Here is an 11,109-nt window from a genome sequence, read left to right as displayed (position 1 = left end):
GGCCGGGCTCGCCGCCGGTGAGCCGGAGCTTTTTCGCGAGCCGGACGGTCCAGCGACCGAAGCCGTGATCGTGCCCTCCCCGCCGCCGGAAGGCGGCCCGGCCGCCACCGAAGGAGCCGGTGCATCGATGGTCGAGCGGACCTCGTCACGGTTCGAGCCGTGCGCGAGACCGGCGGCCTGGAACAGCGCCGTGCGGACGACCGGCTGCTCGGCGCGAAGCCAGCGCTCGAACCGATCGGAGGCGTCCTCCTCCTGCGCCCGGCTGCGCAGATCGCGCAGGGCGACGAAGACCCGCAGATCCTCGTCGGAGGGGTCGATCAGCCGGCCGCCGGCCGCGGTGAAGGCATCGACGAGCTGCTTCGTCTTGGCGCCGCCGGGCATCGGCCCGCGGCGCACCAGCAGCAGCGCGCGGTCGGGGATACGCGCCGAGATGCCCGAGGCCGTCAGCGCCGCGCGCAGACGCGCCTGGAAGGCGATGGCGTTCTGGTGCTGGAGCGCCCGATAGCAGACGTGGCGCTCGCGATCGTTCTCGTCCCGGTGGATGAAGATCAGCCGGCCGTGCAGCGGCGGGATCTTCTGGTCGGGCTCTCCCTTGCTCGCGACGTCGAGCGCGTCGTCGGGATCGTCCTCCAGGGCGTAGAGGTCGAAGGCGTCGCGCAGCACCTGCCCGAGCCAGTGGTCCTCGTCGCTGCGGATGCCGGCGATGTCGGCCCGCGCGCAGGCGGCGGCGAGGTCGAACTCGACCTCTGGAAGCGGGGCCACCGCAGCCGCCGAGGTTTCGACGAGACTGTCGCAGACGGAGACCGCGCCCGCTGCGAGGCAGCGGCGGCGGAAGGCGTCGCAGCGCATCAGCAGCGTGCGCGGCATCATCGCCGAGTCCGACGCCTCGGCGATGGCCCGCTCGCTGAACGGCCATGTCGGGGAGGGTGCCGCGAAGCCCGCCTCCGCGTAGGCCGGCCGCAACCGGCCGGCGATGAGCGCGGTGGCGGCGGCCCGCTCGTTCATGCCGACGAGGCCGATCGGCTCGGCGAAGCGCTGCAGCACCGGTGTCATGGCGCGAGCGCCGAGACGCAGCCAGGATTCCTGCAGGCAGGTCACCACCGTCATCGTGCGATCGCAGACGATATGGAGTTCGAGAAGGCCCGCGGCGAGCACCTCGGCGAGGCCGGCTTCCGCCTCGATCCCGTCCTCGGCCGCGAGCCGGCTCGTCTCGATGAGGCCATCGATCTGATCGACGGCGACGAGCGTCGGGCCGCTGAGCGCCATGATCCAGCACATGCCGCGCACGAGTTCGACCGGTGCCGGCGGCGGCGTCCGGAAGCCCAGCGCGGCCCGTTCCGCCGGATCGGCCTCGTAGCCCTGCAGCCAGGCATGGGCGAGCCCGACCACGGCGAAATCCTGCGACCGCAGCAGGCAGAGCGCGCGGAAGACGTCGAGATGCTTGAGCGCGCGGGCCGCGTCCACGCTCATGAGCGCGCGCACCAGCACGTCGACGATCCGGCGCGCATCCATGTTCGGGGTGTTGAACGCGGCCTCGACCTGCACCTCGACGCCGAAGCGGCGTGCCACGCCCGCGAGCACCGCATCCGATTGCCGCCGCCCGTCCGGCATCGTCTGCAGCAGCGCGGTGACGAAGCTCAAGGCCGCGCTGCGCCAGAAATCCGTGAGCCCGAGCACGTCGAGGGGCACGAACCAGCCGCCCGCGCGCCAGACCTCCTGCCGGAGCTGCCCGACGAGATGGGTCTTGCCGACGCCGGACTGCCCGACGAGCACGCGCCCCTCCGCACGGTCGGCCGGCGCCCGCGCCTTGCGCTGCAGCTCGGCGACGATCTCCGGGGCGAGCCGCTCGTTCGGACCGCCGGTCGGCGGCGTGTCGATCCAGATGCTGTCGAGCGTGCGCACCCAGTCGAAATCGACCCGGCGCAGGGCGTCGAGGGCATCGCTCATGACTGGATCCAGATGATGTGGAAGGGCTCGCCCGCCGGGCTGAAGGCCGCCGCGCGCTCGGCGGGATCGAGCGATTTGGGATCGCTGAACTGGCTCAGCCGCGCCGTCCTGTCGCCGCGCAGGATGGCGGCGAGCCCGGCATCGACCGTCGCGCGATCGAGGTCGGCGAGGCCGGCGCGCAGGGCGCTCAGGCGCACGGCCTTGGCCCGCTCGCCCCCCGTCAGCGCGAGATAGGCGCTCTCGATCCGGGCCCGCAGCTGCTTGGGCGTCGGCGTCTTCGATCCCTTGGAGTTCGATCCCTTGGAGGAAGCCCTGCGCGCGGGCGATCGCGGCTCCGCCGGTGCCGGCTCCTCGGGGGCGCTTCCGACGAGCTCGGCGAGCGTCCGGCCCGTCGCGGCCAGATCGGCCTGCATCCGTTCCAGCCAGTCCTGCAGCACGCGGAAGCTCGGCGGCAGGGGCTCGCGCATATGCTCGCCGGCCCAGGCCCAGCCCTTGTCGGTGACGGTCAGCCGGAGCGAGCGCCCCTGCTTCTCGGCCTCAAGGTAGCGGCCGGCGATCAAGGCCTCCCGATCCGCCTTGTCGATGCGCGGCACGAGCGCACTCTGCAGCGCGCTGCCGTGCCGGCCGAGGAGACACCACAGAATCAGGGCCTGCTTCGGTGTCGGTGTCCCGCTCATCGCTCACCCCCTTTCGTGCCCCGTCGCAGTCGGACGACGGCGCGAATCTTCTCGATCGCCAGGGGCAGGTCGGCCGCGACCTGCTCGTTGGTCAAGCGCAGCACGAGGTAGCCCGCGGTCAGCAGCTCGTAATCCCGGTGCCGGTCGTTGCCGAACTTCGGCTCGGTCCGGTGCTCCGGTCCGTCGAGTTCCACGACGACGCGATGCGCGCGGCAGAGCAGGTCGACGCGCGGCCGCGCGCCCCAATCCCCGACCGGTACCGAGGCGTTGCAGACGAACAGACCCGCGAGACCGGCGTCCTGTTCCAAGGCCGCCGCGACCCGCCGCTCGATCTCGCTCGCAGGATGCGGTCCGGCCGGCGCGATGAAGCGTGCGACCGCCCCACGCTCCTCCCGGACGAGGGCGCGGGCGCCGTAGAGGAGCCGGTCGTAGGGGGCGGTCTCGGGGGGCTCCACGGTCAGGGCCGCGACGACGGCTGCCCCGTGCCGGGCGCACCATTCGAGAGCCTCGATCACAGGCCGCGCCCGTATCTCCGAGGCAGGATCGACTTCCCAGATCAGGACGACACCGGCAGGATCGATCACCCGGAGCAGCCGACCGAATTCGAGCGTTTGCGCCATCCGCCGGAAGCGCGGGGTATGGCCGAGCCGGGCGCGCTTCGCGGCGGCCTTGAGCCAGGGATCGGTCGCGACCGGATCGACGCCATCACCCCAACGGTGCCAACCCGGCCAACGATGGAGCGCCAGTTCGGCGAGGTCATCGAGCAGCCGGTTGACGATGGCGGTCGCCGCGGGGAGCCCCTCGCACGAGACCAGGAGCGCGCTGCGGCGGCCATCCGAGATCTCGGAGACGAGGGCACCGACGCCCTCGCGGCCGCTCCCCACGACGACCATGCGCTGCCCCGGCACAAGGCGGACAATGCCTTGAGCCAGATCGCCTGCCGTGATCCGCGGCCGTGCCGCAGCGTCGAGATCGAGGGACGGTCGCAAACAGGAACCGTGTTGCGGAGTGACCGCCGACGCTCGGACGTCGAGCAGCCTTCGGTCCCGTCACTTCAGCACAGGCTTTTGATCCTGGCTACCGGATTCGCATCCTCAGGTTGGCCATGCTGTGGTGACGGCTCGGTTGCTTCGCCGCGGCCCGCGCCTTTCCGTTCGCCGAACGTCCGGCGCAGCGGCACGATCGCGGCACATGCGCCTCAACAGCGCCGCACGCCGTCCGCATCCGCGGACACATTGCCGGCGCTTGAGCAGCCCCTCCGCCGCTCGTCGCGCACCCGACACGGTTCGAACGTGTGACCGTTGCCTGAGGAGGGCCACGCGTTCATCCCATTGAGCGACCAGGGGCTTCCACCGTCCCGCAAAGCGCCGTTGCGTCGACGGTTCAGTTGGGCTACTCACGAGCCACGGTCAGCACCCGTAGCTCAGCTGGATAGAGCGTTGCCCTCCGAAGGCGGAGGACCCGGCTCTTCAGGCCACTAATTGCATCCTGCAACATCAAAAACTTAGCTCGCTGAGCATCTGCGATCCGGGGGCCGCGAGTTCGATACGGCGCAATTGGGCCACATCCGCGTGAGTGCGGGCGTCCTGAATTTAGCTGAGCAAACGCGAAGTCCTAGAGTTCTCCGCAATCCTCAAAGGCAGTGCCTCGGACCCCCACGAGATCCGCCCTTGCACCCTTGGCGCAACGGGATCGGCTGGGACGCCCAGCGGGCGTGTTTCGGGGAGCGCGTTGTTGAGAGCGATGGTCGCCTCATCGCACAGCACGATGCGCGTCCGGCGCGCCACCGCACGCGCAATCAGCATTCTGAGATCCTGGACGGGCCGCGGTGGAGCCGGCAGAGGCCTTCCAGGTGTGAGAAATCAAGTGAACAAGCTCAGTGTATCCGAAGCTGAACAGAACTAAGTCTTGGAAAAGTTGCCCGCCCGGCGAGGGAGTGCCTTCTCCGCCCACGAGCTTCGCCGCGCATCCTTGGCTCATCGAAGGCATTCCATCGGGTAGGGGAAGCTACGACCAACGGGCTGCAACCGGATCAGGTCAATAGCGCCTTTGACCAGAGCTCACAACGAGGGTTCAACTCTCCGTTTCCTCAAGATCACATTGAGGTTGTTGGCCGGGGCGAAGATTTCCCCGGCAACGCATAGCTCATGCACGGCCGCAACGGCGGATAGGACGCCAATATCACAAGACTCCCCCCGGCCAAATCGTGAGCCTTCAGGCAAATTGCTAAAGCGCGCTGCCCGCCTCGGTATGTGCGCTGCCGCTTCGGATGGGGCGTGCGAGCGATCAAATCCATATGACTGGTCTCCTCCCGTCTGTTTAAGGCCGCGAGAGAAGTGGCTGGTTGGCCTAATGCTGAAAACCGCTCAGGTATCCGACGTAGAAGCTCTGCGGTTCGAGGGCAAAATTTTCTATGCATGGAGCCGTCGCGCCCACGATCATGATTTGAAGCGAACTCAGACCAGGCGAGAAATAAGATACATGGGCCGGAAAAACCTCTTTTGGTGTAATGCCGATTTGCCCCCCGTAGGCACATCATTGCCACGGAAGATTGCGATATGCGCCGTATGCGACTTGACAATACTGCCGAATCTTTAGCGGCAAGGTTGAATTTTCACTATCGACCCGGCATGATCGTGGCAATCCGGCATGAGAACGCTCGCGGGCTTTCCAGCATTCCATTCGTTCGTGGTCCTGATGCGACGTCCTATATCTTTTGCAGAGCTCGAAAAGACTGTCAGCGTCGGCGATCCCGGCAAGATGCTCAAAAGCTGGATTGATTGGGCTTGGCGCGGACGTGCAACGCAGCCAATTCTCATTCAGGGCTATGACTATGCCATTCCCGGCGGCTCCAGGCGACCTGCGAAGCCCAATCCATGAAAGGCAGGATCAATGGCTCGGTGTCCCCCTGGCAGCACAAGGCATTACCGATGCCATCCTCCAGCGCGATATCATCCGTGTCCTCACAGATACGCTCTGCGACATGCCGGATCGTGTCGTCGGTCGCAGCACAGATACGCACGTCTCTGTCGTGGACGTGCGCGGCACCCTTCCTCTTAGGGACTCAGTAGTTGAGAGGCAGTCACATCAGTTGGCTTCCGGAAAGTAGCGGATAGATTTCGCAGCCATATGAAGCCAGAAACCTGACCAATATTTTTAATTACAGGTGATCATCATCTTTTTAGACTCCTTCGCCGGAAAATTTTCATGCGGTGCCGGCGACAACCTTAATCTGCGAAGGAGAAGGTAAAATGAAAAACATAGCAAGACTGGCATTGGCGCTAGTGCTTGTCACAGCTGCCGAAAGCGGGACGGCTACTGCACAAAGCTTCGTAGGCGGAGTGACTGTATCTTGCAACGATTTTAGGGGCTTGCCAGTAACGCTTTTGACTAACCCGGCGTGGCATGACGCTGGAACCGCCACACTTGGTCCTGGTGGACAGCCAATAATCATCTTGAACTCTAGCACTATGGAAGCATTGCACCCTGTATTTCAATTATTTCTATATGCACATGAATGCGCGCATCACGCACTTGGGCATATCATAAATAGAAACTTACTAAATGAGGCTGAGGCTGACTGCTGGGCGGTGAAAACAGGACGGCAACAAGGCTGGTTCCCACCGCAAGCTTTTCAGGGATTAATAGTTTTACTTGGAAATAGTCAAGGTTCTCCTTGGGGGCACCTTCCGGGCCCTGGCCGCATCCAAAATATGATAAATTGTTATGGGGCTTAGAGAATGCCTCCCGATTATGATGAGCATGCCGGAACAGTCGGAGAGTCCGCTCTGGACAAGGCGAGCTTAGCCGCAACATCTCGGTCCATCCGAGAACGCATTGCCCTGGCTGAAGCAGAACTTGAGCGGATCAAGGGCACAAAGAAAGGCTTACTGGATACCATCAAAGAATGGGCCGGACTATTAGCCTTACTAATTTCGATTTTTTATGGATTTGCTTTCGACATTTTCAACAAGTTGGTGCTTGAGAAGCGGCTGGAAGTCAGCAAGATTGCGTCTGAAATTGCTCAAACGGAAATAGAATACGCAAGAAATCTTTCAAGCATTCAAAATCCAACTCTAGCAGATTCCCTGAGTAGTGCCACTGCTATCAGAATGCATCTTTATGCCTATAAGTTCGAAAAAGATCATCTGAATTCGCTGACAGAGCTGAGTGTGCCTGAAGCTTTGGCTATCATTGGTGCATTTCAGAGAGCAAATAGGTCCGATTACGCCGCTCAACTGGTTGACATCTACATAAAAGATCGCAAACTTACGGACCTTGAAAAAGCTACGGTCGAAATACAGAAAGCCAAATCCTTATTTTCGCCAGGACCATCACAGAATATTACGTCCGCCAGGCAGGTCTTTATGTCATTAGTGAACTCGATGGCGAATGGAAATACTTTCCCACACCTGCAGTATCGGGCGCGTGTAACGGCTGAATGGGGGGCAATGGAGCTCAATGCTGGCGGCGATGCCAAGTGCGGGCAACACCTTATCGAAAAGTCTATAGCCCTATATGAACAAATTGAGTCTCTCTCGCCAGGAAGCTCTGTAAAGACTTCAGATTTTCTAAAGGCAAACTATAGAGGGAGGCCGCCAGCACCAAACCAGCCGGCTAACGGATGCCCATTCCAGGTCTAGAAATGTCTATGAGTCTGGAAGCGCAGGTCGCCCTGATCCTTCGGCTCAACGAAGAGCACCCGCTCGTCTTCCTGCGGGAACTGCGCGACAGGCTCGCGGAACGCGGCATCCAGGCCAGCACGAGCAGCCTGTCACACTTCTTCGCCCGGCATGGGATCACCCGTAAAAAGGGGCTGTCCACGCGGCCGAGCAAGAGCGGTCGGATATGAGGGCCGCGCGCGAGGACCGGTTCGATCGCCAACCCGACCTTGATCCGGATCGCTTGGTTTTTCTCGACGAGACGGCCGCCACGACGAAGATGGTCCGCCGCTATGGTCGTGCTCCGTGCGATCAGCGCCGCCGGATCGCCGTGCCCCACGGACACTACAAGACCACCACCATCACCGCCGCCCTGCTCACCACGGGACTGATCGCCAGGAGCGTCTTCGATGGAGCCACGAATGGTATGCGCTTCCGCGCCTTCGTCACCGACACCCTGGCTCCGGTGCTAAGGTCCGGTAACACCGTCAACCTCGACCATCCTCGACAATCTGAACGCCCACAAGGTCGCCGGGGTGCGCGAGGCCATCGAGGCGGTCGGCGCACGGGTTCTCTACCTCCCGCCCTACACAGCGGCCAATCAGCCCAGCGACGGAGGCCGCTCGGGTATTTGCAGCGGCACCTCTGCGGTTTGAGGGCGAGGCGTTCTACGCATCCGAACGTTAAGCTCGCATCAATAACCTTAAGCTGACGAACGCGATATGATGGGCTGGAAGCTTGCCTCAGGAAATTTTGCATTGATTCCAATATCGAATTGCGCCTCTTGAGGCATATCATCGTCGCGCCGGATCGAACCATATCCCTCAATGATTCTCGCACTATTGCCGAATCGCGGGCAGCAAGGTTGTATCGTCACTATCGAACCGGCATTGATCGTGGTGACTCAGCATGCGAACGCTCCGCGGGCTTTCCGGCATTCCCTTTGTTCGTAGCCCTGATACGACGTCCGACCCCTTTGCAGAGCTCGGAAAGAGTGTCAGCGTCGACGATCCCCGCAAGATGCTCGAGGGCTGGACCGGCTGGGCTTTGCGCGGACGTGCAACGCAGCCGAGTGCCACAGATACCGATGTCCGGTTCGAAGCGACCGTCGGACGGTATCAAACCAGTCCGGCCGCACTGCTGCAGATCCTTGCGGAGCGTAGCCGTGCTGTTGCGATCCTGTCCGTCGAGGGACAGAACTACGAGGGCAAGAGCGGCCAATGGAGCGGAACCGGCTTCATCGTCGGCCGGAACCTGCTTCTGACGAACCATCACGTCTTGAACTCGGTCGAGGTGGCACGGGAGGCGCGTGTCGAATTCGACTACCAGATCTCAGGGGAGGACCTGTTGAACGGCGACGGTCGCACGCTGCTGCCGACCCAGGCATTCAAGCTCAATCCGGAGCGGCTCTTCATCACCAGCCCAACCGAGAAAGGCCTCGATTACACCTTCGTATGGATCGAGGCGTCGGCTTCGGACACCTTCGGCATCGTTCCACTCGAGCGTTCGAGTTTCACCGTGAGCAAGGGCGACTTCGCCTTCATCATTCATCACCCGGACGGGCAGCATAAGCAGGTCAGCCTCGACGACACCGACGTCGTCGGTATTGAGGCCACAGTGCTCCACTACGCGTCGGATACTTTAGAGGGATCGTCGGGCGCGCCGGTCTTCGATCGTAGAGGACGTCTCGTCGCGCTGCATCACGCGAGCCGAGCTTGGAACAAGGAACTGCCGGAGGGCGGAACCTCTGAGCGCATCAATGAAGGCATCAAAATTTCGGCCATCGCCATGGACCTGGAGACACGCGGGCGGCGCGGCGGAGCAGATGCGGGTTATGCCGAAGCCGTTCTGAAGGAGGTGCTGGGCTCCGATACCTTGGCTGGCTTCTTCGGTGGCCACGGGCGCCGTATCGATACAGAGAAACCCGCACCTGAAGCGGTCGTCGACACTTATCGGGGCACCAACCAGGATCTCGACATCGGCTTCTGGAACATCGAGTGGCTAGCGAACCGCTGGCAGCAGCCCGGCAAACTCAATGGTGCTGCCCGGGTTATCACCGACCTCAACCTGGATGCCTGGGGTCTTTCCGAGATTTCTCCACCCGCCATCGAGGCGCTGGTGGCTAGGATTCGCGAAACTTACGGAGAGGAATACGGCTTTGCTCTGTCGGAGCCGGACTCGGCCTCCTCCAAGCAATCAACCGCTATGATCTGGAAGACCTCTTCTCTCCGTGGTGAGAGAGTGGAATGGCCAAGTGAAGTGGAGCCGCTTTTCAGACAGCGCAGCGACGATCCCGACCTGCGCATCGAGGCCGTCCACGGGAAGATCTTCGACCGCTATCCGGGCCTGTTCCGCTTCACCACGGTCGGCGACCTACCACCCTACACCTTCTTCACCGTTCCATTGCACCTGAAGGCCATGGATGAGGGCAGCCTCCGTCGACGCCTTGCTTCCAGGATCCTAGCTCGGGCCGTAGAGGATCTTGTCGCACAGGACGCCCTCGACGTAATCCTCGGCGGAGACATAAACGCACCTCTCGCGGGAGGAGACTTCACCGCGATCACCGAGGCCGGATTCGCGATCCTCGGCGCACAGGACGAGAGCGAGGGAGCGTTCAGCTACATCAAAAGTCCGAAATCGGCGATCGACAACATCTTCCTTTCGCCGAACATGCGCCAAACGGTCGGCAAAGTCGACTACTTCATCGTCGCTCGAGACCGAACTATGCCAGATTACCTCGGCATCTCTGACCATCGCCCGGTCGCGGTCCGGTTGTCCCTAGCCGCCACAAATAGGAAGGTGGGCTTCGACAACAATGACCTCGACAAGGTCATCAGACGACTGCTTACCAATGGGTCTAAGGCGGAGCGTTCGAAGCCTAAGAAGGCTAGCTCACGGAAACTGTCCTCTGAGCCGGCATCTGTCGCCAGAAACTCACTCGCGAAGACGAGTTCCAAGAGCTCCGGCTCGTCGGCAACGAAGAAATCCGCAGGCCGGCAGCGGAAATCGCAGGAACGATCCACGGCTAAGCGCGCCGCCAGCAAAGAAGCATGAGGGACTCGTCATGACCAAGCTGAGCTATCGTGCGTTCAAAGACAAGCTGATGGATCCGGGCACGCCTGATTCCGAAATCGCAGAATACTTGAAGGCCCTGCCCGATCTGAGCGGTCCCTTCGACCCACGCGTTGTGCCTGACCCTGCCAAGGTGGAGATGACGCCTGAGGGTGACTTCGATGTCGAAAATGCGATGCGTTGGGGCAATGCAATCTGCCGCTGGCGCCGCGAACGGAGATTCGAGAAACGTATTGCCGAAGGCGCTCAAAAGCCAGTTCTTGTTTCGGAAGGTGACTCTTGGTTCCAGTTTCCATTCCTGATCGATGATGTAGTCGATCATCTCGAGGAAGACTTTTTGATTTGGAGTCTAGATGCTGCTGGAGATACTGCCGACAACATGGTCAACCGTCATCCCGAATACAAATCTGGATTGGACAAGCAGAAGGCAAATGGTGTGTCAGGTTTTCTGTTTTCCGGAGCAGGTAACGACGTCATTGGGGAGGATCTTCTCGGGAATCCGGTCCTCGCCGAGCTGCTGAAACCGTATCAATCCGGCAAAGACGCCGCTTGGCACGTCGACAAGGCGCGCCTCTCAACGGTGCTGACACGCCTCGAAGCTGATTACCGCAAGGTCGTTGCCACCGTGCGCGCAGATCCCGATTTCAAGCGCCTGCCGATTTACATCCACGGCTACGACTATGCCATTCCCGGCAGCTACCCAGGCGACCTACGAAACCCAGTCCATGCAAGGCAGGATCAATGGCTCGGTG

The 11,109-nt window shown here is 62.0% G+C and carries 6 protein-coding genes and 2 pseudogenes; 5 read left to right on the top strand and 3 right to left on the bottom strand.

What is annotated here, in order from left to right; translation table 11 throughout:
* The 3 genes and pseudogenes from MFF42_RS19525 to MFF42_RS19515 all read right to left on the bottom strand — a co-directional run.
* Positions 1-1,947 (bottom strand): annotated as a pseudogene (locus MFF42_RS19525) (ATP-binding protein); the annotation flags it as partial.
* Positions 1,944-2,624, bottom strand: a complete 681-nt coding sequence (locus MFF42_RS19520) for a hypothetical protein (protein WP_238257234.1) — start codon at positions 2,622-2,624, stop codon at positions 1,944-1,946. The gene MFF42_RS19520 and the pseudogene MFF42_RS19525, both read right to left, overlap by 4 nt.
* The gene (locus MFF42_RS19515) at positions 2,621-3,517 is read right to left on the bottom strand and encodes an endonuclease domain-containing protein (protein ID WP_238257233.1); all 897 of its coding nucleotides are present in this window, start codon (positions 3,515-3,517) and stop codon (positions 2,621-2,623) included. The genes MFF42_RS19520 and MFF42_RS19515 overlap by 4 nt, the downstream gene beginning before the upstream one ends.
* Before the next feature lie 1,756 nt (positions 3,518-5,273).
* Between MFF42_RS19515 and MFF42_RS19510 the strand changes: the two genes are divergently transcribed.
* The 5 genes and pseudogenes from MFF42_RS19510 to MFF42_RS19490 all read left to right on the top strand — a co-directional run.
* Positions 5,274-5,504, top strand: a complete 231-nt coding sequence (locus tag MFF42_RS19510) for a hypothetical protein (protein ID WP_238257232.1) — start codon at positions 5,274-5,276, stop codon at positions 5,502-5,504.
* 860 nt (positions 5,505-6,364) lie between these two features.
* On the top strand, positions 6,365-7,267 hold the full coding sequence (locus MFF42_RS19505) for a hypothetical protein (protein WP_238257231.1): 903 nt from the start codon (positions 6,365-6,367) through the stop codon (positions 7,265-7,267).
* Positions 7,252-7,893: pseudogene (locus tag MFF42_RS19500) on the top strand (IS630 family transposase); the annotation flags it as partial. The gene MFF42_RS19505 and the pseudogene MFF42_RS19500, both read left to right, overlap by 16 nt.
* A gap of 301 nt (positions 7,894-8,194) precedes the next feature.
* Positions 8,195-10,339: a trypsin-like peptidase domain-containing protein gene (locus MFF42_RS19495; protein ID WP_238257230.1), complete on the top strand. Its 2,145-nt coding sequence runs from the start codon at positions 8,195-8,197 to the stop codon at positions 10,337-10,339.
* Positions 10,340-10,349: 10 nt separating this feature from the next.
* Positions 10,350-11,109: hypothetical protein (locus MFF42_RS19490; protein ID WP_238257229.1), on the top strand; the 760-nt coding region annotated here is incomplete at its 3' end.

This window comes from Methylorubrum podarium (assembly GCF_022179745.1).
GTDB classification, from domain to species: Bacteria; Pseudomonadota; Alphaproteobacteria; order Rhizobiales; family Beijerinckiaceae; genus Methylobacterium; species Methylobacterium podarium.
This window is presented reverse-complemented; position numbering and strand designations above follow the sequence as displayed.